At 42.8% G+C, this 26,303-nt stretch carries 33 protein-coding genes; 22 read left to right on the plus strand and 11 right to left on the minus strand.

Annotated features, from left to right (window positions below; all coding sequences use genetic code 11):
* Genes tgt through amrB form a run of 4 tightly spaced genes read left to right on the plus strand, consistent with a single transcriptional unit; the run spans position 1 to position 3,106 of the window.
* Positions 1-1,131 carry a tRNA guanosine(34) transglycosylase Tgt gene (tgt, locus tag QAI40_RS01970; protein WP_299977104.1) on the plus strand — a complete coding sequence of 377 codons (1,131 nt, stop codon included), beginning with the start codon at positions 1-3 and terminating at the stop codon, positions 1,129-1,131.
* A gap of 14 nt (positions 1,132-1,145) precedes the next feature.
* Positions 1,146-1,493, plus strand: a complete 348-nt coding sequence (gene hypA / locus QAI40_RS01975) for a hydrogenase maturation nickel metallochaperone HypA (RefSeq protein WP_299977107.1) — start codon at positions 1,146-1,148, stop codon at positions 1,491-1,493.
* Positions 1,494-1,530: 37 nt separating this feature from the next.
* Positions 1,531-2,199, plus strand: coding sequence for a hydrogenase nickel incorporation protein HypB (hypB, locus tag QAI40_RS01980; protein ID WP_299977109.1), 669 nt, complete (start codon positions 1,531-1,533; stop codon positions 2,197-2,199).
* A 34-nt stretch (positions 2,200-2,233) separates the two neighbouring features.
* Positions 2,234-3,106, plus strand: a complete 873-nt coding sequence (gene amrB, locus QAI40_RS01985; RefSeq protein ID WP_299977112.1) for an AmmeMemoRadiSam system protein B — start codon at positions 2,234-2,236, stop codon at positions 3,104-3,106.
* Here the strand turns inward: amrB and gltX are convergent.
* Positions 3,091-4,512 carry a glutamate--tRNA ligase gene (gltX, locus tag QAI40_RS01990; RefSeq protein WP_299977115.1) on the minus strand — a complete coding sequence of 474 codons (1,422 nt, stop codon included), beginning with the start codon at positions 4,510-4,512 and terminating at the stop codon, positions 3,091-3,093. The two genes, amrB and gltX, sit on opposite strands and share 16 nt — an antisense overlap.
* 228 nt (positions 4,513-4,740) lie before the next feature.
* Here gltX and QAI40_RS01995 point away from each other — a divergent pair, with 228 nt between their 5' ends.
* The 17 genes from QAI40_RS01995 (at position 4,741) to sat (ending at position 19,056) form a co-directional block, all read left to right on the plus strand.
* Positions 4,741-6,012: an OmpP1/FadL family transporter gene (locus QAI40_RS01995; RefSeq protein ID WP_299977118.1), complete on the plus strand. Its 1,272-nt coding sequence runs from the start codon at positions 4,741-4,743 to the stop codon at positions 6,010-6,012.
* Positions 6,013-6,174: 162 nt separating this feature from the next.
* Positions 6,175-6,363 carry a 50S ribosomal protein L32 gene (rpmF, locus tag QAI40_RS02000; protein WP_299977123.1) on the plus strand — a complete coding sequence of 63 codons (189 nt, stop codon included), beginning with the start codon at positions 6,175-6,177 and terminating at the stop codon, positions 6,361-6,363.
* A gap of 22 nt (positions 6,364-6,385) precedes the next feature.
* Positions 6,386-6,619, plus strand: a complete 234-nt coding sequence (gene acpP / locus QAI40_RS02005) for an acyl carrier protein (protein WP_299977126.1) — start codon at positions 6,386-6,388, stop codon at positions 6,617-6,619.
* Between the two features lie 15 nt (positions 6,620-6,634).
* On the plus strand, positions 6,635-7,075 hold the full coding sequence (gene rpiB, locus QAI40_RS02010) for a ribose 5-phosphate isomerase B (RefSeq protein WP_299977129.1): 441 nt from the start codon (positions 6,635-6,637) through the stop codon (positions 7,073-7,075).
* 23 nt (positions 7,076-7,098) lie between these two features.
* Positions 7,099-8,331, plus strand: coding sequence for a serine hydroxymethyltransferase (gene glyA, locus QAI40_RS02015; RefSeq protein WP_299977131.1), 1,233 nt, complete (start codon positions 7,099-7,101; stop codon positions 8,329-8,331).
* A 4-nt stretch (positions 8,332-8,335) separates the two neighbouring features.
* A complete protein-coding gene (locus QAI40_RS02020; protein ID WP_299977134.1) occupies positions 8,336-8,797 on the plus strand; it encodes a deoxycytidylate deaminase in 462 nt (153 codons plus the stop codon).
* A gap of 17 nt (positions 8,798-8,814) precedes the next feature.
* A complete protein-coding gene (nrdR, locus tag QAI40_RS02025) occupies positions 8,815-9,315 on the plus strand; it encodes a transcriptional regulator NrdR (RefSeq protein WP_299977137.1) in 501 nt (166 codons plus the stop codon).
* A complete protein-coding gene (gene ribD / locus QAI40_RS02030; protein WP_299977140.1) occupies positions 9,308-10,405 on the plus strand; it encodes a bifunctional diaminohydroxyphosphoribosylaminopyrimidine deaminase/5-amino-6-(5-phosphoribosylamino)uracil reductase RibD in 1,098 nt (365 codons plus the stop codon). The genes nrdR and ribD overlap by 8 nt, the downstream gene beginning before the upstream one ends.
* A 15-nt stretch (positions 10,406-10,420) precedes the next feature.
* Entirely contained in the window at positions 10,421-11,086 is a 666-nt protein-coding gene (locus tag QAI40_RS02035; RefSeq protein ID WP_299977143.1) for a riboflavin synthase, read from the plus strand.
* Between the two features lie 29 nt (positions 11,087-11,115).
* Entirely contained in the window at positions 11,116-12,318 is a 1,203-nt protein-coding gene (locus QAI40_RS02040) for a bifunctional 3,4-dihydroxy-2-butanone-4-phosphate synthase/GTP cyclohydrolase II (protein WP_299977145.1), read from the plus strand.
* A 98-nt stretch (positions 12,319-12,416) separates the two neighbouring features.
* Positions 12,417-12,890 carry a 6,7-dimethyl-8-ribityllumazine synthase gene (ribH, locus tag QAI40_RS02045; RefSeq protein ID WP_299977147.1) on the plus strand — a complete coding sequence of 158 codons (474 nt, stop codon included), beginning with the start codon at positions 12,417-12,419 and terminating at the stop codon, positions 12,888-12,890.
* A gap of 8 nt (positions 12,891-12,898) precedes the next feature.
* The gene (gene nusB / locus QAI40_RS02050) at positions 12,899-13,312 is read left to right on the plus strand and encodes a transcription antitermination factor NusB (protein WP_299977150.1); all 414 of its coding nucleotides are present in this window, start codon (positions 12,899-12,901) and stop codon (positions 13,310-13,312) included.
* Between the two features lie 26 nt (positions 13,313-13,338).
* Positions 13,339-13,959, plus strand: coding sequence for an MBL fold metallo-hydrolase (locus QAI40_RS02055; RefSeq protein WP_299977153.1), 621 nt, complete (start codon positions 13,339-13,341; stop codon positions 13,957-13,959).
* 10 nt (positions 13,960-13,969) lie between these two features.
* Entirely contained in the window at positions 13,970-16,222 is a 2,253-nt protein-coding gene (gene pabB, locus QAI40_RS02060; RefSeq protein ID WP_299977156.1) for an aminodeoxychorismate synthase component I, read from the plus strand.
* Positions 16,223-16,293: 71 nt separating this feature from the next.
* Complete coding sequence (locus QAI40_RS02065) at positions 16,294-16,995, plus strand: DUF1573 domain-containing protein (protein WP_299977159.1); 702 nt, start codon at positions 16,294-16,296, stop codon at positions 16,993-16,995.
* A 30-nt stretch (positions 16,996-17,025) separates the two neighbouring features.
* Positions 17,026-17,658, plus strand: coding sequence for an HAD family hydrolase (locus QAI40_RS02070; RefSeq protein WP_299977162.1), 633 nt, complete (start codon positions 17,026-17,028; stop codon positions 17,656-17,658).
* Positions 17,659-17,778: 120 nt separating this feature from the next.
* On the plus strand, positions 17,779-19,056 hold the full coding sequence (gene sat, locus QAI40_RS02075; protein WP_299977165.1) for a sulfate adenylyltransferase: 1,278 nt from the start codon (positions 17,779-17,781) through the stop codon (positions 19,054-19,056).
* Positions 19,057-19,194: 138 nt separating this feature from the next.
* On the opposite strand, the gene rsmI is transcribed toward sat, so the two are convergent.
* From rsmI to ffh, 10 genes are all read right to left on the minus strand, one after another.
* On the minus strand, positions 19,195-20,055 hold the full coding sequence (rsmI, locus tag QAI40_RS02080) for a 16S rRNA (cytidine(1402)-2'-O)-methyltransferase (protein ID WP_299977168.1): 861 nt from the start codon (positions 20,053-20,055) through the stop codon (positions 19,195-19,197).
* A 27-nt stretch (positions 20,056-20,082) separates the two neighbouring features.
* Entirely contained in the window at positions 20,083-20,448 is a 366-nt protein-coding gene (locus tag QAI40_RS02085) for a YraN family protein (protein ID WP_299977171.1), read from the minus strand.
* On the minus strand, positions 20,438-21,043 hold the full coding sequence (locus QAI40_RS02090; RefSeq protein WP_299977174.1) for a ribonuclease HII: 606 nt from the start codon (positions 21,041-21,043) through the stop codon (positions 20,438-20,440). Before QAI40_RS02090 ends, QAI40_RS02085 begins: the two co-directional genes overlap by 11 nt.
* A 21-nt stretch (positions 21,044-21,064) precedes the next feature.
* Positions 21,065-21,415, minus strand: a complete 351-nt coding sequence (gene rplS / locus QAI40_RS02095) for a 50S ribosomal protein L19 (RefSeq protein WP_299977176.1) — start codon at positions 21,413-21,415, stop codon at positions 21,065-21,067.
* A gap of 48 nt (positions 21,416-21,463) precedes the next feature.
* Positions 21,464-22,027 carry an RNA methyltransferase gene (locus QAI40_RS02100; RefSeq protein WP_299977178.1) on the minus strand — a complete coding sequence of 188 codons (564 nt, stop codon included), beginning with the start codon at positions 22,025-22,027 and terminating at the stop codon, positions 21,464-21,466.
* A complete protein-coding gene (trmD, locus tag QAI40_RS02105; RefSeq protein ID WP_299977181.1) occupies positions 22,014-22,766 on the minus strand; it encodes a tRNA (guanosine(37)-N1)-methyltransferase TrmD in 753 nt (250 codons plus the stop codon). The genes QAI40_RS02100 and trmD overlap by 14 nt, the downstream gene beginning before the upstream one ends.
* Complete coding sequence (rimM, locus tag QAI40_RS02110; RefSeq protein ID WP_299977184.1) at positions 22,766-23,275, minus strand: ribosome maturation factor RimM; 510 nt, start codon at positions 23,273-23,275, stop codon at positions 22,766-22,768. Before rimM ends, trmD begins: the two co-directional genes overlap by 1 nt.
* Positions 23,276-23,278: 3 nt before the next feature.
* Entirely contained in the window at positions 23,279-23,509 is a 231-nt protein-coding gene (locus tag QAI40_RS02115; protein WP_299977187.1) for a KH domain-containing protein, read from the minus strand.
* 62 nt (positions 23,510-23,571) lie between these two features.
* Positions 23,572-23,814 carry a 30S ribosomal protein S16 gene (gene rpsP, locus QAI40_RS02120; protein WP_299977189.1) on the minus strand — a complete coding sequence of 81 codons (243 nt, stop codon included), beginning with the start codon at positions 23,812-23,814 and terminating at the stop codon, positions 23,572-23,574.
* Between the two features lie 16 nt (positions 23,815-23,830).
* The gene (ffh, locus tag QAI40_RS02125; RefSeq protein ID WP_299977192.1) at positions 23,831-25,156 is read right to left on the minus strand and encodes a signal recognition particle protein; all 1,326 of its coding nucleotides are present in this window, start codon (positions 25,154-25,156) and stop codon (positions 23,831-23,833) included.
* A 97-nt stretch (positions 25,157-25,253) separates the two neighbouring features.
* Between ffh and rlmN the strand changes: the two genes are divergently transcribed.
* Complete coding sequence (rlmN, locus tag QAI40_RS02130; protein WP_299977195.1) at positions 25,254-26,291, plus strand: 23S rRNA (adenine(2503)-C(2))-methyltransferase RlmN; 1,038 nt, start codon at positions 25,254-25,256, stop codon at positions 26,289-26,291.
* Positions 26,292-26,303 lie beyond the last annotated feature (12 nt).

A 26,303-nucleotide genomic window follows, 5' to 3' on the forward strand; every position in this document is an offset into this window, starting at 1 on the left:
ATGTTAACGTTTGAATTATTAAAAGAATCAAATGAAAAAAAAGGGTGTGAACAGTCGAGAGCCAGACTCGGAACCATCACAACCGATCATGGTGTTATACAGACACCTATTTTTATGCCGGTGGGGACACTGGGGTCGGTAAAAGGTGTCAGTGTAGAAGATCTTGATCATTGCAGGGCTCAGATTATTCTTGGCAATACGTATCATCTTTATTTACGGCCGGGTTGTGAGGTGATCGAACACATGGAAGGGCTTCATGAATTTATTCGTTGGGATAAGCCCCTGCTGACAGATTCCGGTGGATTCCAGTTCTTTTCTCTGGCAAAGTTTGCAAAATTTACAGACGAAGGGGTTTCTTTCCAGTCTCATATTGATGGATCAAGACATTTTTTTTCTCCTGAAAAAGCAGTTGAGATTCAAATGATCCTGGGATCTGATATCATGATGTCCCTTGACTGGTGTATAGGGCATCCTGCCAGTGAAAAACAGACCAGGCAGGCTTTGGACAAGACAAGTATGTGGGCAAAAAGGGGTTTTGATTTCTGGCAGACAAAGGGATCTGTGAATAACCTGTTTGGAATTGTACAAGGCGGCATGGTCAAGCATCTTCGCTCTCTTTCCGCTGATCAGTTGACGCGGATTGATTTTCCCGGCTTTGCCATAGGGGGATTAAGTGTGGGTGAGCCAAAAGATCTCATGTATGAAATGGCAGACCATACCCTGCCGTTGCTGCCGGTTAACAAACCCAGATATATCATGGGGGTGGGTACACCCGAAGACCTGGTTGAACTGGTCGGCATGGGGTGTGACATGTTTGACTGTGTCATGCCGTCCAGAAACGCCAGAAACGGCCAGCTCTTTACTTCCAGGGGAACCATGAATATTTCCAATGCAAAATTCAGGTTTGACAAAGGACCCATTGATATAGATTGCAGCTGTTATACCTGCCAGAATTATTCGAGGAGCTACCTGAGACATTTATATAAGTCCAGGGAGCTTTTGGTTTACCGGTTAAACACGGTTCATAATATTTATTATTATCTTGATCTTATGGGGAAAATGCGAGATGCAATAAAACAAGACAGATTTTTAGAGTTTAAAAAAGATTTTTATTCTAAAAGACAGAACTGAAAGGAAACAGAGATATGCACGAAATGGGGATTGCACAGCAACTGGTTGAGATTGCCATAGATGCTATCCCTCGGGATATTGAGAATCCAAAGGTGGAAAAACTGAATCTGAAAATCGGAAGGCTCGCGTCTGTGGTCGAACACAGTCTGACCTTCTGTTTTGAGATCATAACAAAAGATACACCTTTGGAGAATGCCAGGCTGGATATTGATGTTGTTCCGGTAATGGTTCATTGTAAATCCTGTGATAATGAATGGGAAGTGACAGGGCCGGTGTTTAAATGTCCTTTTTGTGAAGACGGGGACGTAGAAATGCTTACCGGAAGAGAGATTGAGATAACTTCTCTGGAACTGGCAGATTAAATAAAGATATAAATCAAAGATAAAGACAGGCAGAACAATGGAAATAAATATTCAAAAAAAAGTCCTTGAGGCCAACGACACAGAAGCAGATATTAACAGAACGTTTTTCAATGACCAGAATGTGTTTGTACTGAATATGATGTCATCTCCCGGTTCCGGAAAGACCCAAATCCTTTGCAGGACTCTGGCAAAATTGATGCCGGATGTCAGGGTGGGGGTGATTGTGGGGGATATCTGTACCACCAATGACGCAGACAGGCTTAAAGTAACCGGTGCCAAAGTAACCCAGATCAATACGGATAAGTTCGGCGGTGACTGCCATCTGGCAGCAAACCTGATCATTGCATCGGCAAAACAGCTCGGGTGCGAAGACCTTGATTTTCTCATTGTGGAAAATATTGGAAATCTTGTCTGTCCTGCCGAGTTTGATATTGGAGAAGATGCAAAGGTGGTGGTCTTAAGTGTAACCGAAGGTGAAGACAAACCCTTGAAGTATCCTTTGATGTTCAGAGTTGCTGATGTGGCGATTTTAAATAAAATTGATCTGCTGCCATACCTTGATTATGATGCAAAACTGGCAGTGGATAACATGAAACAGGTGCATCCCCACCTGCCTGTGTTTGAGATGTCTGGCAAAACAGAAGAAGGCCTTGAGGCCTGGCTTGACTGGTTGAAGATTAAAGTGTTTGAAAAAACAGGGAAATAGTTTCAATGGGAGACAGGTTTAAAAGGGGAAGATCATGGAAAAGAAAAAAATGGCTTTTGCCGGTTCCTGGTATCCTGTCAGCTCTGGTGAGTGCGAAGCATCTATACAGGGCTTTTTAAAAGAAAAGCAGGGATCCTCCTCCCTTGATGGCAGTTTTATGGGGGGGATTGTTCCCCATGCAGGCTGGTATTTTTCCGGATCAATTGCCTGCCGGGTGATTGCCTCTCTTGAACCGGGAAAGGGATCTGATGAAAAAATTGATACTATCCTCCTTTTTGGCGCCCACATGCATCAGCAGTCCGAACCCTTTATCCTGACCCATGGGGCCATTGAAACACCCTTTGGAGATATTGAGGTGGACAGGGAATTATCAGATAAAATTTGTAGCGGTATCAGTATCCAGAAGAGGTCTCCTTTAAAATTTCCCGATGAAAATACCTTTGAACTTCAATATCCGTTTATAAAATATTTTTATCCAGATGCGAAAATAGTGGTCTGCGGCGTGGCCCCGTCATTTTTTGCCTCCATTATCGGCACTAGGGCTGTAGAAGAGGCAAAAAACTTGTCAAGAAATATAAAGGTTATCGGTTCAACGGATATGACACACTATGGCCCTGATTTCGGGTTTACACGGGCGGGAACCGGTGAAAAGGCTGTGGAATGGGTAAAAAACGAAAATGATAGAAACGGTATCCAGGCGATGATGGAAATGGACGAGTCAAAGATTATTGCCCAGGGACTTGAAAATAAAAATATGTGCTGTGCAGGAGCTGCGGCTGCCACAGCAGCAGCCTGTAAAAAACTTGGCGCAGTCAGGGCGGTTGAACTTGACTATGCCACAAGTTTTGAGAAATCAGCTTCTGCAAGTTTTGTCGGATACGCCGGGATTCTTTACGCTTTATCCTGAAATAAACCTGATTTTGAAATAAATTGGATCGCTCTTTTAATCCTTAGAACAGTTTTGTCTTTTCCAAGGGCCAGAAGCATTTCAAAGATGCCGGGACTCACAGTTGTGCCGGTGATGGCAACCCTTAACGGCTGGGCAATTTTCCCGAATTTGAGATCGGTTTCCGCCATGATCTTTTTGAACACATCTTCAAGCGACTCCTGGGTATAGGTTTCAAGGCCTTCAATATAGTCGGCAGATTTTTGTAAAACATCCAGTATATCTTGTTTCAGGAATTTTTTGGCTGCCTTTTCATCAAATTTTACATCATCCTGATAATAAAAAACCGCACCCTTGGCCATTTCAACAAGGGTTTTGCTTCTGGGCTGAAGAGTTTCAATAACCCCACGGGTAAAGGCATCATTTTTGGCGTCAATCCCTAAGTTTTTTAAATGAAATAAGAGAGGGCCAGCCAATTCTTCAGGAGTTTTGTTTTGAATGTGTTTTGAATTGAGAGAGACAAGTTTATCTGTGTCAAACATGGAAGCAGATCTGCCCAGGTGTTCCAGGTCAAATTTTTCAATGAGGTCGTCTTTTTCAAAAAATTCCTGATCACCATGGGACCATCCCAGCCGGACCAGGTAATTGATCATGGCATCGGGTAAAAATCCCAAAATCTTATATTCGCCCACCGACATGGCGCCATGCCGCTTGCTCAAGCGTGATTTGTCAGATCCTAAGACCATGGGGACATGGCCGAAAACCGGCATATCAGCCCCAAGTGCTTTATATATCAACATTTGTTTGGGGGTGTTGATTAAATGGTCATCCCCCCGGATAATGGTATTGATTCCCATGGTGATATCATCGATCACAACGGCCAGATTGTACATGGCAGATCCATCACTTCTCTGGATAATAAAATCATCCATTTCAGAATTCTGAAATGCCGTATCGCCCTTTACAATGTCTTTGACAATGGTAACGCCTGAGTCCGGAGTTTTAAGGCGGACAACAGTGTTGTCGCTTTTTGTAAGTTTTCTTTGTCTGCATTTGCCGTTGTACATGGGTTTTAATCCCCTGGCTTTTGCTTCTTCCCTCATGGCATTAACTTCGTCAGGAGTACAGGAACAATAGTAGGCAGACCCTGATTCAACCAGTTTTTCTATGTATTCATTATAGATAGGGTATCGTTCAGTCTGAAAATACGGACCTTCATCCCAGTCAATGCCAAGCCATTCCAGGGATTCCAATATGGCATCCACAGATTCTTTTGTGGATCTTGCCGTATCCGTGTCCTCAATTCTTAAAATAAATTTTCCGTTTGTTTTTCTTGCATACAGCCAGTTAAAAAGGGCTGTTCTGGCCCCGCCAATGTGAAGGGTTCCGGTGGGGGAGGGGGGAAACCGTGTGATAATTGTATCCATTTGTTCTCCATTTAATAAATATCTGTAAAATCGAGCCCTTAAGTACCACAGGACAGCTTTTCATTCAAGGGCATCGGCCAAAAAACAATGTTTGACCAAGAAAACACTTGACAGGGTCTTGACTCCAAGATAAATCCAGATATTAAAGCTTTATCTTGACGTGAATATTGGGGCCGGTATATTATTGTGACGATTAAAAAAATAGCAAGTCATTAAAGGGAGGAAGAGATGAGAAAAACAATTGTTCAGATTTTAACAGTATTATTGGCTGTCGGGTTTTTATCTCAATTTGCTTTTGCAGGAGGTATTGACAATAAGCAGAATTTCTCTGCAAATTATATTGGCTCAGCAAGCAGAAATGCAGCCATTGACGGGGCGGATATAGCCGCTTACAACCCTGCCGGTATTATGCAGATGGAAAATGGCCTGTATGCTGAACTTGATACCCAGGTTTTTTTTGTTGATTATGATCATAATTTTGATGGTGAAAGCTATGGAGTATCTGAAATGCCGATAGTGCCCTCATTATTTACAATTTACAAACAGGATAAATGGGCGGCATTCGGTACGGTTACCATTAATGGCGGCGGTGGAAAAGTTGAATATGATGATGGTAATATAGTAACCGAAACAATCGGCAATGCAGTGGCGTCAGGAGCTTTTGGCGCTGGTGCTGGCAGCACGTTTACCGACCAATTTGCAGGGGTTGAAAGCATTTACTATACCCTTACAGCCGGCGGATCATATGCAGTCAATGACATGTTTTCTGTATCTGCGGCTGCAAGGTATATTACTGCAATAAAAGAAGTTGATATCCATGGAACGAATTCTTATTTTGGATATATTTTGGGTAAGTATGAAGAGGATGCTGACGGGTTCGGCGGTGTGTTTGGTATAAATATAAGACCCAATAATAATATCAATATAGCCTTAAAATATGAAACCAAGGTTGAGCTGGACTGGGATTGTGATATTGATCCGGCAGCGAGTGCTTTTAGTGTGATTATCTTGGGCCAAAATGGCAAGGTGGACGGACAAAGCTATCCAAGAGATCTTCCCGCAGTATTCTCGGCAGGCCTGGTGTGGGACGTCACCCCGCAGCTATCCATCAGTCCGTCATATACGCTTTATTTTGAAAAAGATGCTGACTGGGATACAACACAAAACACTCTGACAACTAAAAACTCTTACGACCTTGCCCTCAGTGTGGGGTATTCATTTAATGATAAATTGTCTGCAACCGTTGGTTACATGTATACAGACATAGGTCTGGAGCCCAAAGATTACAGTTTGACAGAGCAGATGAGCCCGCCTCTTGACTGCCACACTGTCGCCCTTGGGACAACATACAAATTTAATGAAAAAATTACTGTTTCCACAGGCTTGATGGGCGCTTTTTATGTTTCTGATTCAGCCGTAGCTTCTGGTGCAGCTCCAGCCGTGGAATATGAAAAAACAGTTTACATAGTTGCTTTTAATTTACAGTATAAATTCTTCTAAGAAAAACTAAATTTCATTCAGCATCAGGGGGCAGGCTGTAAAGCTCGCTCCCTTTTTTAATTTCTTGACACTTTTGGGGAATTGGAGTAAATATGTATGCTTTAATTATATTGGCATATAATAATGAAAATTCAAATAAAATAATGTAGTTAGGAGAGATCAATGGCAGTACCGAAGCAAAAGAGTTCTAAAGCAAGAGGTAGGAAAAGACGAACACATTACAAAACAAGCGCACCCACAGTGAGTGTGTGTCCTGAATGTCAGGAACCTAAACTTCCCCATACCGCCTGTCCGGAGTGCGGAGCGTATAAAGGAAGAAATGTAATCGCCCAGGATGATGACGAAGAATAGTTAAAGGAGGCCAGTCTAAACCATGACTGTTGAAACGAAAATAAAAAAAGTGCTCGCCCAAAAAATTCCAGATCTGGATATCGAGGATATCGTTCCACAAGCATCTTTGATAGAGGATCTTGGCGCGGATTCCTTGACAATTGTTGAACTGGTAATGTCAATGGAAGAAATTTTTGAGATTGAAATTGATGATGATGACGCTGAAAAACTGATCACGGTTCAGGACGCCATAGATTTTATCAAATCAAAATCTTAAAAACAGGTAAATAAAATGGGTAAAGGCAGATCTATTATCATTGGAAGTGATCATGCAGCCTATGAGTTGAAGGAAAAGATCAAGACATACCTCATTAATATTGGATATAGTGTTGAAGACGCAGGGGCAAAAAACACTGCGTCCGTAAATTATGCGGATTATGGGAAAAAGGTTGCCGCTGCTGTCTCAAGTGGCCAATATTTAAAAGGGATTCTGCTCTGCGGTACCGGTCTTGGCATGTCCATGACAGCCAACCGGTTTCCCAATGTACGAGCAGCCCTTTGTTCTGATATTTTCTCAGCAAAGATGAGCCGGCTTCATAATGATTCCAATATCCTGGTCCTTGGCGGTCGCATTGTGGGTGATATCCTTGCTTTTGAACTTGTTCAAACCTGGCTGGATACCGAGTTTGAAGGTGGCCGGCATCTTGAACGTATTCAAAGTATAGAGCATTAGATGGTCCGGGAGAGGTAGGCAAAATGGGATATGTTGACAAAACGGACTTTGAAATTGCAAAGATTATCCAGCAGGAGGCAGACCGGCAGGAATACGGATTGAATCTGATTGCTTCTGAAAATACCGTCAGCCCGGCAGTTATGGAAGCACAAGGCTCCATCCTGACCAATAAGTATGCTGAAGGGTATCCTGCAAGAAGATATTATGGTGGTTGTGAGTATGTGGATCAGGCAGAAGATCTGGCCATTGAGCGTGCCAAAAAACTGTTCAACATCGAATATGCAAATGTCCAGCCCCATTCAGGCTCAGGGGCCAATATGGCGGTTTATTTTGCGTTGTTAAATCCCGGGGATCGGGTTCTTGCCATGGATCTTTCCCATGGCGGTCATCTGACCCATGGTGCCACTGTCAGTTTTTCCGGTAAATTATATGATTTTGCCCATTACGGACTTTCGCCTGAAACCGAGAGGATTGACCTGAACCAGGTCGAGGCGCTTGCAAAAAAACACCGACCTAAACTGATTGTGGCGGGCGCGAGTGCCTATCCCAGGATCATTGATTTTAAAGGTTTTTTTGAAATTGCCAGATCCGTCGGCGCCCTTTTCATGGTAGACATGGCCCATATTGCGGGTCTTATTGCAGCAGGTGTCCACCCAAGCCCGGTCGGGTTTGCAGATGTGATTACCTCGACAACCCATAAAACCTTAAGAGGGCCTCGCGGCGGTTTGATTCTGTCTTCAGAACAATTTGCAAAGACGATCGGCAGCCAGATATTTCCGGGCATCCAGGGTGGGCCTTTAATGCATGTCATTGCAGCAAAAGCGATTGCCTTTAAAGAAGCACTTGGCAAATCCTTTGCAGACTATCAAAAACAGGTGATTAAAAATACTTCTGCCCTGGCAGCCGTAATGTTGGAAAGAGGATACAAACTGGTTTCCGGTGGAACTGACAATCATATGGTATTGGTTGATTTTACGCAGAAGAACATATCCGGTAAAGACGCTGAGGAAAGACTTGGCAGGGCAGGTATCACAGTAAATAAAAATACGGTTCCCAACGAAAAACGCGGCCCCTTTGTCACCAGCGGTATAAGGATCGGACTTCCCCTTGTTACTTCCAGGGGGATGAAAGAGATTGCTGCTAAAAGAATCGCCGGATTTATCTGCGATGTCCTGGATGATGAGTCAAATATTGAAATAGTGGCTAAGAAAGTAAAAGATCTTTGCATTGGGTATCCGTTATATATTGGAAAATAGATTGATGACAGAAACGCGTTCTGACAGACCTTCATGGCATGAATATTTTATAGGAATTTCTGATCTCGTTGCCAGTCGTTCCACTTGCCTGAGAAGAAAAGTAGGGGCAGTCCTGGTTAAGGAAAAAAGAATCCTCTGCTCCGGATATAATGGTGCGCCGTCAAAGGTTCCCCATTGCAGGGAGACAGGATGCTTAAGAACCCAATTAAATGTGCCGTCCGGGGAAAAACACGAATTGTGCCGCGGGGTTCATGCAGAACAGAATGCCATTATACAGGCAGCCTATCACGGGATCCGGGTAAACGGGTCCATCCTTTATTGTACCAATCAGCCCTGTTCCATTTGTGCGAAAATGATCATTAATGCCGGAATCAAAACCGTATATTATAAAGATGGATATGATGACCCTTTGACTTTGGATATGTTTGACAAAGCCAAAGTGGAATTGATCCGGTTTGAGACTTAAACAGAAAAGAGGCCCACATGAAATGCCCATTTTGCGGAAATCTGAATACAAGAGTTATTGATTCGCGTCCGGGCAAGGTTGATTTTGAAGTTCGCCGGCGCAGAGAATGCCAGGAATGTGTTCAGCGGTTTACAACCTATGAACGGGTTGAACAAGTTCCTGTCATGATCATTAAAAAAGACAATCGCAGGGAAGAGTTCAACCGGGGAAAAGTACTGACCGGCATTAAAAAAGCCTGTGAAAAAAGGGCTATCAGTATTAATCTGATTGAGGAAACCGTGGATGCCATTGAGCGGGACTTAAGGGAAACCAATGACCGGGAAATTCCTTCAAAGGTTGTGGGGGAAAAAATTATTAAGGCCTTAAAGCAAATTGATGATGTCGCCTATGTCAGGTTTGCCTCTGTTTACAGGGAATTTAAGGATGTGACCGATTTTATCCAGGAGCTTAAAGGGCTGGTCCCAAAAGAATGCCTGCCCATTGAATTTGATGCGATTTCGGATAAGGCTGATGACTGATCATGAATACATGCATCAGGCAATATCCCTTGCACGAAAAGCAAAAGGATTTACCTCCCCTAATCCCTGTGTCGGTGCTGTCATTGTCAAGGATGGAAAAGTTGTCGGAAAAGGCTTTCACAGGGCAGCAGGCCTTGCCCATGCTGAAGTAGAAGCCATAGATGATGCAGGTTCCAAGGCAAAGGATGCAACCCTCTATGTTACCTTGGAGCCCTGTAATCATTTTGGAAAAACCCCGCCCTGCACCCAAAAAATTATCAAAGCGAAAATTAAAAAAGTTGTAGTGGGCTGTAAAGATCCCAATCCCTTTGTTAGCGGGGGAGGTATCCAGTACCTGAAGGACAATGGCGTTGAAGTGATCTCAGGTGTTATAGAAAAAGAAGCCAAAATCCTGATCGAAGACTTTGTCTGGTATATTCAAAATGATAAGAAGCCCTTTGTGATTTTGAAATGTGCGACCACCCTGGATGGGAGAATAGCAACATCCACAGGGGACTCAAAATGGATCACCAATGAAAAATCAAGGGCGTTTGTCCATCAGATTCGCCATGAAGTAGATGCTATCCTGGTGGGTTCCGGAACCCTGCATGCCGATAATCCTTCGCTCACTTCAAGAATCAAAGGCGTTGCAACAAAAAATCCCGCAAGAATTATTCTGGATACCCATTTAAGTATTAAAGAAGAGGCAAAAGTGCTTACCCGGGATTCTAATGCCAAAACTATTATTGTTACAGGTCCTGATGCTTCCAAAGAAAAAAGAGCTTTGCTTGAAAGTAAAGGAGCTCAAATTCTTGAAGTTCCGCTAAAGGAACAAAGACTTGATTTAAATGAACTGATGATTAAGTTAGGGCAGATGTCAATTTTAAGCCTTCTGATAGAAGGTGGAAGCGTGGTGGCAGGGTCAGCGCTGAAGGCCGGGATTGTAAACAAGGTATTGTTTTTTCTGGCTCCCAAGTTTTTAGGGGGCAGTGACGGCATTCCGGTATTTGAGGGAAAAGGTCCTGAATTGATAAAGGATGCCTTTGAACTTAAAAACATGAATGTTACCCTGTTTGACACTGATATCCTTGTGCAGGGGTATTTGAAATAAAAGGGGATAAGAGTATTGTTTACAGGAATTATTGAAAGTTTTGGAACCATAAAGCGGATTGAGTCCACCGGGGAGGGAAGAGTTCTCCATATCGGCTGTGATCTTGATCTGTCTGAAAGCAAAATCGGAGATTCCATTGCCGTAAACGGTGCCTGTCTTACTGCTGTCAGTCTTGAGAAGAACGTCTTTAAGGTGGATATGGCGCCTGAAACTGTTGAGCGGACAACTTTTAAGTCTTTGAGGCCGGGTTCCAGGGTCAACATAGAGCGGGCGTTAAAACTGTCAGACCGAATTGACGGGCATCTGGTCTCGGGACATATTGATGGAACAGGAATCATTTCTTCCATGACAAAAAAGAGCAATGCCGTGATCATCAAAATTGATGTTTTGCCAAAGCTTGCCGCAGATATGATTGAAAAAGGATCTGTTGCCATTGAAGGGATCAGTCTGACCATAAACAAATGTTCGGACCATGATTTTGAGGTCAGCATTATTCCTCATACGGCAGATATCACAACCATCGGATTAAAACGGGTCGGTGATGAGGTCAATATAGAGACCGATATGATCGGGAAATATGTAAAAAAGATGTTAATGGGAAGCCTTTCAAAAAATGATGCTTTGCCCAAAGGGCAAAAAGATATCAGCATGGAACTTCTCGCAAGGAACGGATTTTTATAAGCAGATTTTTATAACAAGAGGATTTATACATGCCGCATTTAACAATTGAACAGGCGATTGAAGATATTAAAAATAGGAAAATGGTCATTCTCGTGGATGATGAAGATCGTGAAAATGAAGGTGATCTGACCATGGCAGCAGAGGCTGTGATCCCTGAAGCCATCAATTTCATGGCCACATATGGAAGGGGACTGATCTGTCTTTCCCTTGATTCCGCTATTGCAGACCGGCTGGACCTGCCCATGATGGTGGATAATAACACCTCACAATACGGCACCGGATTTACAGTCTCCATTGAGGCCAAAAAAGGGGTGACCACAGGGATTTCAGCAGCAGATCGGGCCACAACCATTCTAACGGCGGTGGCGGATGACACCACACCTAACGATATTGCAAGACCCGGACACATTTTTCCGTTAAGGGCGAGAGACGGCGGTGTGATGATAAGGATCGGGCAGACAGAAGGGTCAGTCGATCTGGCCCGTCTTGCAGGTATGAAGCCTGCCGGGGTGATTTGTGAAATCATGGATGATGACGGCACCATGGCAAGAATGCCATCCCTGGAAAAATTTGCGAAAAAGCATGGTATCGGCATCTGCACGGTTGCAGATCTTGTAAAATACAGGCTGAAAACGGAAAGTTTTGTAAAAAAAGCGGCCGAGACTATGATCCCGACACGGGTTGGCGGAGAGTTTAAGATTATTGCCTATGAAAACGATATTGATAACTTGACTCACATTGCCCTGGTTAAAGGAGAAGTTGATGCCCAAAAAGAAATCCTGGTGAGAGTTCATTCGGAATGTATGACAGGGGATATTTTTTCATCCCTTCGGTGTGACTGCCAGGACCAGCTCTATAGAGCCATGGCCATGATGGAAGAGGAAGGCAGCGGGGTCCTTTTATACCTTCGCCAGGAAGGCCGCGGTATCGGGCTTGTGAATAAGCTGAAAGCCTATGAATATCAGCGCAAGGGCCTGGATACGGTTGAAGCCAATGAAAAACTCGGCTTTAAGGCAGACATGAGAGATTATGGTGTGGGTGCCCAGATACTGGTTGATCTGGGGGTCAGAAAAATGCGGCTTCTGACCAACAACCCTATGAAAATGATCGGTCTGGAAGGCTATGGATTGAGCGTTGTTGAACAGATTCCCATTGAAGTTGAGGCCAATTGCCACAACCAGGGATATTTAAAATGCAAGCAGGCCAAGATGGGACATCTGCTCCATATGTAATTATATGTAATTAATCGGGGTCAGGCTTGCGTTATTGACGTTTTTAATCAAAAGCGTCAATAACGCAAGCCTGACCCCATAATATAAGGAAAAGAAAAATGCCGAAAATTATAGAAGCAGGGTTACAGGCCCAGGGGAAGAAATTTGGAATCATTGCCTCCCGTTTTAATGATTTTATCACTGGCAGACTGGTAGAAGGGGCCCTTGATGCGCTTATCAGAAGCGGGGCAGAGGATAAGGATATCACTATTTTAAAAGTTCCGGGTGCCTTTGAGATTCCTCTGGCAGCAAAGAAAATGCTGAACCATGGCAAATATGATGCCATTATCTGCCTTGGTGCTATCATTCGAGGAGCCACTACCCATTATGATTATGTGTGCGCAGAAGTGTCCAAGGGCGTTGCATCCGTCAGTCTGGACACCGAAGTTCCGGTGATGTTCGGAATCCTCACCACGGAAACCATTGAACAGGCCATTGAAAGGGCAGGGACTAAGGCCGGCAATAAAGGCTTTGATGTCGCCCTTGGTGCTGTGGAAATGGCAAATCTTTCCGAAAGTCTGAAAAAAGGTTAAATAAGAGTATGGGTGACCGCAGACAGGCAAGAGAACTTGCACTTCAGGCACTGTTTTTTTTTGATATGGATAAATCTGATTCAGATCAAAGCCTGGAGATATTCTGTGCCGGCAATGAAGAAAAGTTCACGCAAGGAGTTACGCCTTTTTTTCTGGATCTGGTAAAAGGTGTGAAGGAAAATGGTTCTCAAATTGATGCGCTTTTAAATAAATATTCAAAAAACTGGAAAATTTCCAGGATGCCTGTGGTGGATAGAAACATCATGCGGATGGCAATATTTGAATTTTTGAAGTGTTCTGACATACCTTGCAGTGTCACTATAAATGAAGCGGTTGAAATTGGGAAAAAATACGGAACAAGGGATTCCGGTTCTTTTATCAACGGTGTACTGGACCGTATTAGATCCCTTGAAGGTTTTTAAATAGCCAGAAATTTTTGGAGGTTGTTTTGATTATAAAAAAACTTGAGGTTGGTCCGATTATGGCCAATTGTTTTATTTTAGGATGTGAATCTACAAAGCAAGCAGTTGTGATTGATCCGGGAGATGATGCTGATCGAATCCTGATGGAGCTGGCTAAATCCGAGTTGAAAGTAAAATATCTGATCAATACCCATGGCCATTTTGATCATGTAAGTGCCAATAAAAGAATGAAAGAAGCAACAGGGGCACAGATTGCGATTCATCCCGAGGATGAGCCCATGCTGCACGAGCTTTCACAATCTGCTCTGATGTTCGGACTGTCGTCGGAAAATTCACCGCCTGCGGATATTCTTTTAGAAGACGGGGATGAAGTCACCTTTGGTGAAATAACACTACAGGTGATCCACACGCCAGGTCATTCTAAAGGCGGCATCAGTCTTTATACCAAGGGCCATCTTTTTGCGGGGGATACCCTGTTTTCAGGCTCCATCGGCAGGACTGACCTGCCCGGGGGCGATTATGACACGCTGATTTCAAATATCAAGAAAAAACTTTTGATTTTTGATGAAGATACCATCGTATATACCGGCCATGGCCCGGAAACAACCATAGGTAATGAAAAGAGAATGAATCCTTTTTTAAGATGATGGTCTTAAGATGAATGGATTGCTAAAGCATCTCCCTCTTTTAAAAGATGTCCATCAGGAAACGATTGAGCTTGACCGGCCATTTGAACAGATAGCTGCATCGTTTGCCAGGGATGTCGGGACGGTGCTTTTATTATCCGGTTCAAGCCTTGACTGTTCCCGGTATCATATTCTTGCCGTAAAACCCTGGCTTGAGGTGTGCAGTAAACAGGATAATGTGTACATTAACTATCTGGGAAAAAAAAATCATGCCCGGCAGGATCCGTTTTCAGTCATTCAAGCTCTGTTAAACCGGTTTAAATTAAAGGACGCCTTTTTTGATCTTCCGGTTCATTCAGGCCTGTTTGGATATTTTTCCTATGATTTAAAAGATCGGATTGAAAAACTTCCCAGAACCTGCATGGATACCCGCCTGCCGGATCTATGCTTGTATGCGCCTTCCATCATCCTTATTCAGGATAAAGAGACAGATCAGACCCGGCTTTGTATTCCTGTGCTGTCTCATGAAGCAAATTTTAAGAAGACAGACGAGATCATTCAAAATAATAAACGTTTTTTCTTTGACAGAATCAAAAGGGACGTTAAAAGAAAACCCTTTTCCATAGACAATTCAGGGTTTAAATCAAGTTTTTCTAAACCTGACTATATCGCTTCGGTAAATAAAATCATTGACTATTTAAGGGCTGGTGATATTTACCAGGCCAATCTTTCCCAACGGTTTGAAGCCGGGTTTTCAGGGGATTGCTATTCATTGTTCCTGGATTTGTTTGAACGAAATCCCGCTTCTTTTTTCAGTTATATCCATGCCGGAGACCATACAATCGTGTCCACTTCTCCTGAAAGATTTATTAAGCAGGACGGCAGAACTGTTGAAACAAGACCCATAAAAGGTACCATTGCCCGTGGCAAAACAAAAGAACAGGACCATGAAAATGGACTATGTCTGACCCGGAGTATCAAAGATGATGCTGAATTGACCATGATCGTGGATCTGATGCGAAACGATCTTTCCCGGGTGACCCAACACGGGTCTGTCATTGTTAAAGAGCATAAGTGCCTTGAATCCTATGAGAATGTATTTCATCTGGTCTCCATTGTGGAAGGCAAACTTAAAGACGATAAAACGTCTGTTGACCTTTTAAAAGCTACATTTCCCGGGGGCTCCATCACCGGCTGCCCCAAGATCCGTTCCATGGAAGTTATTGATGAGCTTGAATCTGTGAAGCGACACATCTATACCGGTTCCATCGGATATATCAGTTTTCATGACACCATGGATCTGTCCATTGCCATCAGGACAGCCACCATTTTCAACAATACAGTCTTTTTTTCGGTGGGCGGCGGTATTGTGTATGATTCAGACCCTCAAGAGGAATACCAGGAAACCCTTGATAAAGGAAAAACATTAATGGAATCCCTGTCCGGCACTTTGAAAAAAGATAGTACCGGAAAGCTGAAAGCCTGGGTGGATGGGAAAATTATTGATCAGGATCAGGCCAGGGTATCAGCTACAAGCATGGGATTTCAATATGGGGCAGGCCTTTTTGAAACCATAAGGGTGGAAAAGGGAACCATATTTCATCTGGAAGATCATGTGTTGCGATTGAACAGGGCCTGGCAAAGTCTTTTTTTTGACACGCCGCCTGATATTACCTGGGAAGATGTGATTCGTCTTTTAATCAAGGAAAACAAGTTTCAGGACAGATTGCTTGCTGTTAAGATTCTCGCATCAAAGGATGATCGGGATAATGGCAGGAAAGCTTTTCTGGCTGCTTTTATAAGAGAGTATACCCACAGGCTTGAGATGCTGAATAAAAAAGGACTGGACCTTGTCACATACCCACACACAAGGCAGACGCCTCTGGCAGATTATAAAACCCTGAATTACCTTTATTATGAACAGGCGGGCCGGTTTGCCAAAGCGCACGATGCAGATGAGGCCATCATTTTGAACCCGGATCATACTGTTTCTGAAACCAATACCGCAAGTATAGTTGCCATAAAAGATAAAACCGTGATGGTCCCCGAATCCGATCACGTGCTGGACGGTGTGACGCTGAAATCTGTGTTGACGATTCTGTCGGACAGGGGGTATGATATCCAAAAAAAAAGGATACCCAAAGAGGTATTTTATTCATATCCCAATATTATGTTAACAAATGCGTTGATGGGGGCGGTTAAAGTGTTGACCATTGACAGAAAAAGCATAGAACACAGAAAAGGGATCTGTTCCATGATCAATGAGCAGCTTTTTAAAATGTGAGCCAAAAAACCAAAGCGGGAGCAAACAATGAAAATTTTGAATGTTAATTGCATAAAAGAAAGTAACATACTATGAAAAAGAAAACGATCATCATAGCCATATTGTTTGTTCTGTTTTGCCTGCCACTCTTGGGCATGACGCAACCAAAAGTTTTAATTGACGCGCCTGTTTTTACTTTTGAACCTGTACCCGAAGGAGCCCATATTCCCCATGAATTTATCATTAAAAATTCAGGTGATACCCCTCTTACTATAAATAATGTTCTGCCTCCGTGAGGTTGTGACAAGCACTCCTTTGACAGGGAAATTCCCCCGGGCGGGGAAGGCAAAATAAAGGTAAGTTTTAAAACCAACGGTTACGGCGGAAAGACCATGAAAAAAGTTATTCTGGTCAAGACCGATGATCCCGAAAAAAGGAAATTCAACTTGGTTGTCACAGGGCCGGTTGAGAAAGTTGTGGAGATTAATCCTGTATCGGTCTACCTGAAGGGAACCCCTGGAGAGTCCCTGGAATCCGTTGTGACCATTACTCCTTCTGAAAAATACAAATTTTCAATCCTGGGGATGGCACAAAAGATCAATACAAAAATTAAAGCACAGCTTATGGAACCAAAAGGAGATGAGAAATCCTGGCAGATAAAGATTAAAAGCACATCAGATAAAGCAGATGACTTGTATGATGTGCTGACCCTTAAAACAGACAGCCGATACAGGCCGACACTCACCATAAGGGTATATGCCATTTTTCTTAAAAAACAGGAATCAAAATCTTAAATTATAGGACTTCTTCTACAAAAATTAATTATGGATATTTCAAAAATAAAAGCAGTGGTGTTTGACTGTGACGGTGTCATGTTTGACACGGCCGTGGCCAACAGAAAATATTATGATGAAGTGTTGCAGACTTTTGGTAAGCCCGCGTTGAATGAAGAACAGTTTGTCAATGTTCATATGATGACGATAAAAGGGGCCATTGAGTATCTTTTCCCGGAAATGGATGATCTTTCAAGTGTATATGACCGCCTTAAAAATATCGGGTATCATAAATTCATCAAGTATATGATCATGGAAAAAGATCTGAAAGAACTTCTCCTAAAATTGGAAGACAACGGCTATATCCGGGGAATCGGCACCAACCGGACCAATACCATGGAAAAGGTGTTGGAAGACTTTCACCTGGAAGACTATTTTGAAGTGGTGGTGACAGCAGCAAAAGTCAAAAACCCAAAGCCGGATCCGGAGCAATTGTTGTTAATAATGGGAAAATTTGATCTTCAACCGGATGAAATTCTTTTTATCGGGGATTCTGATTATGACCGGCAGGCAGCAGCCAGTGCAAAAGTAAGGTTTGTCGCATTTAAGAACTCTGAGCTGAAAGCAGATTTTAATGTGGATTCAATGGATGAGATTGCCGAGGTTTTACAGATAAATGAATAAAATTCTTGACAAATTTATCAATCCTCATTAAATCTTACAAGATTTTTAGTTTAAAATTCAGGATAAATGTTTGGGTAAACATTTATTAAAGGTTAAACATAAACAAGGAGAACGAAGTATATGTCTAAATTAGTAGCACCTCATGGTGGAAAAGGACTAGTGATTTGCAAGCTTGAAGGCGCAGAACTTGAAGCGGAACAAAAAAAAGCCGCAGAACTCAAAAAAATTGAGATTTCTTCACAGGTTAAAGGCGATTTGATCATGCTGGGTATCGGTGGTTTCAGCCCGCTTAACGGTTTTATGACCAAAGCGGACTGGAAAGGTGTTTGTGCTGACTTCCTTTTGGCTGACGGTACTTTCTGGCCTGTTCCTGTGATGCTGGATGCAGCCAAAGAAGATGCGGCAGAGATCAATGTCGGTGATGAAATTGCCCTCGAAAGAAATGGTGAAATTTTTGCCACCATGAAAATCGAAGATAAATTTGAAATGACCGAAGATGAGAAAAAATGGGAATGCGAAAAAGTCTATAAAGGTCAGGGTGAAGAATCTGCTGACGACGTGTTCTGGAAAATTGCCATGGAAGATCATCCAGGTGTTCAGATGGTTATGGCCAGAAAAGAATTCTGCCTTGCCGGTCCTGTAAAAGTTCTTTCCGAAGGTGAATTTCCTGAAAAATTCAAAGGCGTTTACCTGACGCCGAAAGAAACCCGCGCTATCTTTGATGAAAGAGGCTGGGCAACCGTTGCTGCCATGCAGCTTAGAAACCCCATGCACAGATCCCATGAACATCTTTGCAAAATTGCCCTTGACGTATGTGATGGTGTTATCATCCATTCTCTCATCGGTAACCTCAAACCCGGTGATATTCCGGCAGATGTTCGTATTGAATGTATTGATACGCTGATTAAAGGGTTCTTTGTTCCCGAGCATGTTGTCAATGGCGGATATCCCCTTGATATGAGATATGCAGGCCCAAGAGAAGGCCTTCTCCATGCAACTTTCCGTCAGAATTACGGCGTTAACAGAATGATTATCGGTCGTGACCATGCAGGCGTTGGTGACTTCTATACGCTGTTTGAAGCACAGGAAATTTTTGATACAATTCCTGCACCTGAAGGCGAAGGCAAAGCGCTTCTTTGCGAGGCTTTGAAAATCGACTGGACATTCTACTGCCACAAATGTGACGGCATGGCTTCCATGAGAACCTGCCCCCACGGCAAAGATGACAGGGTTATTCTTTCCGGAACCAAACTACGTCATGCTCTCGCCAATGACGAAGAAGTGGTTGATCATTTTGGCCGTGAAGAAGTCCTGGTTATTTTGAGAAAGTACTATGCATCTCTGACTGAAAAAGTTGAAATTAAACTCCAGAGCCATGCAGAAGGAACTAAAATGTAATTGAGGTCTTGTTAAAGGCAATTATATTTTAAGAAGATATTAGAAGAGGGCTGTCTCCTGGTTAAAGAGGCGGCCCTCTTTTTTTTATGCCATGCGGTTGAAATTTTATGGTTCAGGAAATGTGTTTCATAATGTCAATTAGACGGTTTTCAGATCCTGAAGTTTAAGAATCATCTCATAGACTTGTTTTTTGGACAGTTTGAATTCTTTTGAAATTTGTTTTGCCAGACCTGACGTGCCAAGACCTTCGGTTGAAAGTCTTTCAAGGATGATTTTTTCAAGTTGTTCTTTTTCAATGGTCTTTTGTTCCAGCTGCCCTTGAAGAAACAAGGAACATTCACCTTTAATAGACTCTTTTTTATCCAGTTTTTGAAGAATTTCAGACAGACTTCCCCGAATGTATTCCTCATGGATTTTGGTTATTTCCCTGGCAAGGCAGGCCTTTCTATCTCCCAGAACATTTAACATATTGTTAATGAGGATTTTAATTCGTCTTGGGGATTCATAAAAGATGAGAGTTGGGGTTTGATTTTTCACAGCTTCAAGAGCATGCTGCTGCTTCTGCTGCTTTTTAGGTAAAAACCCCAAAAACAGGAAAGAATCGCTTGGAAGTCCTGAAACACTTAACCCTGCAATGGCGGCACTGCATCCTGGAATGGGAATGACACTGATCTTTTCTCTGGCAACGGCTGTGACAAGTTTATATCCCGGATCTGAAATGGTGGGTGTGCCGGCATCGGAAATCAGGGCAATGTTCAGGCCGTTTTTCAAATGGGTGATGATTTGAGGTGTTTTGTTTGCCTCATTATGCTCATGGCAGGAAACCAGTTTTGTCCGGATGTCATAATGAGAAAGAAGTTTTTTTGAATGCCGGGTATCTTCTGCTGCAATCAGGTCTACCTGTCCTAATACCTTAACCGCTCTAAAGGTAATATCTTCCAGGTTTCCGACAGGGGTTGCGACAATATAGAGGGTTCCGGATGAATTTTGGTTATCCATTCTAATGCTCCGTTCTAATGGCCCGTTCTAATGAGCCAGGAAAGCATTTTTAATTAAATTAATGTCAAATATACCATTTTTTTCAAGAACTTCAACTACATCGAATCGAACTCTTGAATTCATCTGTTTTTTTTCTTTCAGGTAAAAGGAGGCTCCCAGGATGATCTTTTTTTGTTTTGAATAATTGACCGACTCTCTTGGCAGCCCTTTTTTAAGGCTTCGTCTGGTTTTGACTTCAATAAAACAAATGCAGTCCTTGTCATTTGCAATAATGTCTATTTCAGCCATTATTGTTCGATAGTTGGTCTCAAGAATGGTGAACCCTTGGGTTTGAAGAAAGGATATGGCTGCGGTTTCACCGCGCTGTCCCAGATTTTTTCGGTCATCCGGCATTGTTCATCTCTTTTACACCCTTGAAGGTCAGCCTGTGAACAGGGCAGGGCCCATATTTTAAAATCGCTTCTTTATGGGCATGGGTGGGATATCCCTTGTGCTGGATAAAATTATACTGGGGGTGTTTTTCATGAAGCTCTTTCATGATGGCATCCCTTGTGACTTTTGCAATAATGGATGCAGCAGCAATGGAAATACTTTTTGAATCCCCTTTGATCAAAGCGCTCTGGTCAATGTCCATGTCTAAGGTGAATTTACCGTCAATTAGAAGAAAATCCGGCTGAGTTGATAAATTTTCAACAGCGCGCTTCATGGAAAGCAAGGATGCCTGAAGAATGTTGATCTGATCGATTTCATGGTGCGAAGATATACCGGTAGCAACACAAATGGCCTGTTTTTTGATCACAGGAAAGAAGGCATTTCGTTTTTTTTCTGACAGTTTTTTGGAATCATTAATCCCAACACATGAAAAATTATGGGGCAGGATCACGGCAGCAGACACGACAGGGCCAGCAAGGGGTCCCCTGCCGGCCTCATCAATACCTGCTATTCTTTTAAACCCCCGGGTTAAAGCTTTGTGTTCAAATTGCCACATTAGCTCGCCTTGTAAGGAGTTTTAAGCAAATCGTTTTTCTTTGATCCTGGCCGCTTTACCGCGGAGGTTTCTAAGATAGTAGAGTTTGGATCTTCTGACCCGGCCCCTGGTCACCACTTCGATTTTATCAAGGACAGGGGAATAAAGCGGAAATATTCTTTCAACACCTATACCGCCGGAAATCTTCCTGACTGTAAAACGGGCGCCTGCATATCCTTTAGTTTTTTTAATCACAACACCCTGGAATATTTGGATACGCTCTTTTTCCCCTTCTCTGATTTTAACATGTACTTTCACAGTGTCACCTGAGTCAAATTCAGGGATATCAAGACGCATTTGTTCTTTTTCTAGTTTTTCGATCATGTTACTCATTTGTTCCTCCTAAGACCTTTCCCTTTTTGGCAAAGATAGATACGTATTTTATCTGGCATTTGTAATCCTGTCTAAATATATTGATGCCGCAGACCTGACAGAAAGATGATTGTAATCAGTGTTTCCGTAAATCGGGTCCAAAATGAAATCACAGGTATCAATTAATTCATCTGCTAGGCCCCATGCCGTTCCAAAAACAAGGACATGGGATGCTTTGTTTTCAAGTTTTTGCCTTAACTCCTCTATTGTTATTGAGCCGGGTGTTTCTTTTGCGCTTGTGGCAACAGTCACAACCGGTTCCTTTCTTTCCTGTTCAATCGAGTTGACTGCATCCTCAAAGGTTTTAGCCACCCGGATAAGCTCAAGCGCTTTTTTTCTAAACGGGTTGAGCTTGCCGCCGACCCCTTTTGTCCAGTGTTCAATCACCTGTGTGGCAAGTATTGCCTGGTCTTCATAAGGGGTTACCACATAAAATCCTTTTATGCCAAAGGTGATGGATGCCCTTGCAATATCATGCAGGTCTATGGTTGTCAGGGCCGATCCAATGGTCTGCTCTTTTTTGTTTATCACGGGGTAATGGATCAATGCCACGTAAAAATTACTCTCTAACAAGGATTTCCAACTCCTGACACCATTGCTTTATTATTATTTTTTCTTCTGCACTCAGTTCGGTTTTTTTGAAAAGATCCGGTCGTTTCAAAAACGTGTGCTGAAGAGAAGATTTTTTTCTCCACTGGTCGATTTTTTCATGGTTCCCGGATAATAACACATCCGGAACCTTTAGCCCTTCAAAGTCCTCAGGTCTTGTATATTGTGCATATTCAAGCCGCTCATCCGTAAATGAATCTGATTTTGAAGATTCCAGGCTTCCTAAGACCCCCGGGATTAATCTGGCTATTGAATCAATAATGACCATGGATGCCAGTTCTCCGCCTGTCATGACATAATCACCAATGGAGATTTCTTCATCAACAAGCGTGGCGTATATCCGTTCATCAATCCCTTCATACCTTCCACAGACAAAAATAAGCCCCTCGTTTTTGGAGGCAAGTGCCATGGCTTTTTCCTGGTTGAACCGGGTTCCCTGGGGGGTCAATAATACAACCGGTGATTCAGGCGTCCTTTTCTTGGCAGCTAAAATAGCGACCTGTAAGGGTTCCGGTTTCATTACCATGCCGCTTCCACCACCATAGGGTCTGTCATCAACCGTGTTATGCCGGTCTGTTGAAAAATCCCTGATATTAATACAATGCCCTGTGATCAGTTTTTTTTCAATACCCCGTAAAATCATGCCATGCTCAAAAAAAGAGCCGACCAGCTCCGGAAACAATGTCAATACCGTAAAGTCCATCAATAATCCTCGGGCAGTGTTGTTCTTACGGTCTTTTTTTCAATATCAACCGATTTAACAAAGTGTTTATGCATCGGTATAAGCGTTTCCCGTCCATTGTCAGTGACAACCAGCACGTCATTTGCGCCCGTTGGAAAGATATCAGTTATTTTGCCGATAAATCCTTTTTGATGATCAACCACATCAAGCCCTAAAAGGTCTTGCCAGTACCAGGTGTCTTCTGCCGGTTCCGGCAATTGATCCCGGTCAATGAGAATCTCTTTTCCTATAAGATCCTCGGCGAGGTTCCGGTTGTCAACTCCATCAAGGGAGAGCAAAATTCCTTTTTTATGGGCCAAAGCCTTAAGAATGACATACGATTTGCCCAAGCCTTTTTCTGATTTTAAAAGAACGTTTTTGCCGGGGCAAAAGGTGTCAATGGATTCTGCAAAGGACCAGACCTTAAGAATGCCATCGAGCCCATGAACCCCGGTTACCCTGCCTATGGTAAACGAAGTCGCCTTGTTCATGCCCTACTCAATAATCTCGAGAACCGTACGTTTTTTAAGTTTGGTGGATGCCGCACTTAAAATCGTTCTCATGGCTCGAGCCGATCTTCCCTGCTTGCCGATTACTTTACCCAAATCCTCTTTTGCCACCTTAAGCTCTAAAACAGAAGTTTGATCTCCACTAACTTCTGATACATATACCTGATCAGGATTGTCTACCAGTGCTTTTGCAATATATTCCACCAGATCTTTCATGATCGCATCTCCTTTAAATGGGGTGTTGAGAATACCGGGGCTGCATATAAAACAGCTTATGCTTAACTGACTCCCTGCCGTTTCAATATGCTCTGGACAGTGGTTGAAGGTTTTGCACCTTCGCTTAACCAATATTTTATTCTGTCCTCTTTCAGGGTAATGGCAGCCGGCTCAACCATTGGATCATAGGTGCCTAAGAGTTCCAAAAATCTTCCATCTCTCGGGCTTTCAACGTCCGCAGCCACTATTCTGTAAAAAGGTTTTTTCTTTGTGCCTTTTCTGGTCAATCTGATTCTTACGGCCATATTCTTTTCTTTCTCCTTAAAACGGCAGCATGTTTTTCAATGAACGCATGCCGCCTTTATTAAACTTCTTTATCATTTTCATGGATTGGGAATAGCTTTTCAGAAGCTTGTTGACATCCTGAACCGTGGTTCCGCTTCCTTTGGCAATTCTTTTCTTTCTTGATCCTTTAATAATGGTGTATACACGTCGTTCTTCAGGTGTCATGGAAGTGATAATTGCTTCAATCCTGGTAAATTCCTTGTCATCTATATTTAAGCCTTTAAGCTGCTTTTTGTTCACCCCTGGCAGCATTCCTATGAGGTCTTTTATTGATCCCATTTTCCGGACGGATTTCATCTGGTTCCTAAAATCTTCCAGGGTAAAGGCATTCTTTCTTATTTTTTTTTCAAGCTCTTTGGCTTCTTTCTGGCCAACAGCATCCTGCGCCTTTTCGATAAACGAAAGCGCGTCTCCCATTCCCAGAATTCTTGAAGCCATCCTGTCCGGATGAAATGCTTCCAGAGCCGTTGACTTTTCACCCACACCGATGAATTTTAACGGTTTTCCGGTAACAGCTTTTATGGAGAGCGCTGCACCGCCGCGAGCATCACCATCCATTTTGGTCAGAACAACACCGGTAAGATCAAGGGCATTGTCAAATGATCCGGCAATGTTCACCGCGTCCTGACCGGTCATGGCATCAGCCACCAGAAGGATTTCTGATGGGTTGATTCCTTTTTTAATACTTTTAAGCTCAGCCATTAATTCTTCATCAAGATGCAGTCTTCCCGCGGTATCCAGCAACAGAGTGTCGCATCCCTGTTCTTTGGCTGCCAATTGTGCATCCTGGCAAATTTTTAAAGGCTTCATATCAGTTGTGGATTGAAATACCGGAATATCCAGTTGATTTCCAATCTTTTTCAACTGATCAATCGCCGCAGGTCTGTAAACATCCACCGGCACCAGAAAAGGTTTTCTACCCTTTTTTCGAAGATAGAACCCAAGTTTTCCTGCAGTTGTGGTCTTACCAGAACCCTGCAGCCCGATAAGCATAACAGAACCCAAAGACTTTCCATCAAGATTCAGTTCCTGATGGTGGGAGCCCATCATTCTGGTAAATTCATCGTTTACAATTTTTATGACCTGCTGACCCGGCGTAAGGCTTTGCATTACTTCCTGGCCCAAGGCTCGAACTCTTATATCTGAAATAACAGATTTTGCAACCTTATAATTAACATCAGCCTCAAGCAACGCCATGCGCACCTGCTTAAGACCATTTTCGATGTTCTTTTCGTTAAGGATGCCATGACCTTTTAGTTTTTTAAAGACCGAATCAAGCCTGTTACTCAAATTTTCGAACATAAAGAGCCCAACCCCAAAATATCAAATCAAATCATTGAAATTAGTATAGATTCCGTGATATGTCAAGAAAATAATAAATTTAAGCAGATAAAAATATATGGAAAACATACTGGATTTTACAAGAGAAGACCTTGCGGCTTGGCTTGAGGGTAAGGGCATTCGGCCGTTCAGAGCAGGGCAGATATTCAAGTGGCTCTACATCCGGCAGGCAGATACGTTTGAGCAGATGACCGATCTTTCCAAAACCTTGCGCAGCAGATTGGAGGATTGTTTTTATATCCGGCGACTCTTTCTTGATGACAAACAAATTTCTGTTGATACGACTGAAAAGTTTTTGCTTCGGCTGGATGATGGACAGCATATTGAATCGGTCTTAATCCCTGAAAAGGATCATTTTACTCTTTGCGTGTCTTCACAGGTTGGATGTGTTCAGAATTGTCAATTTTGTTTGACAGCCAAAGGGGGGTTCATCCGGAATTTAAATGTCTGTGAAATGATTGCCCAGGTCAGGGATGCAAGATATTACCTGATTCAAAAAGATGTTGATCCCTTGAAACTCTCCAACATCGTGTTCATGGGAATGGGGGAGCCTCTTGCCAATTATAAAAATTTGGTAAAGGCATTAGAGATTATCACAGACAGTGATTACGGACTTAAATTTTCATCCCGGCGGGTAACGGTCTCTACGTGTGGTATGGTCCCTAAAATAACACAATTAGGTCTTGATACCTGTGTGAACCTTGCAGTCTCTTTAAATGCAACCACTGACAAGATGCGGTCACTTTTAATGCCCATCAATAAAAAATATCCTTTAAACAAATTATTAGAGGCCTGTCGGACCTTTACCATGAAACCAAGAAATAAAATTACGTTTGAGTATATTTTAATGAAAGGGGTGAATGATACAAAAGAGGATGCCCTGAGGCTCGTGAAACTTTTAGCTCCGATTAAAGCAAAAGTAAACCTGATTCCATTCAATGGATATGATAAAAGTGGATTCAAACGCCCATCTAAAAAAGAAATCAGTGAGTTTCTACAGATTTTACTTGACCAAAATATCACAGCGATTACAAGAAAGAGCAAAGGCGATGACATTCTAGCTGCATGCGGACAGCTAAAAGCAAAATTGTATTGAATCTTTGTGGAT

This window comes from Desulfobacula sp. (assembly GCF_030611305.1).
Lineage (GTDB): Bacteria > Desulfobacterota > Desulfobacteria > Desulfobacterales > Desulfobacteraceae > Desulfobacula.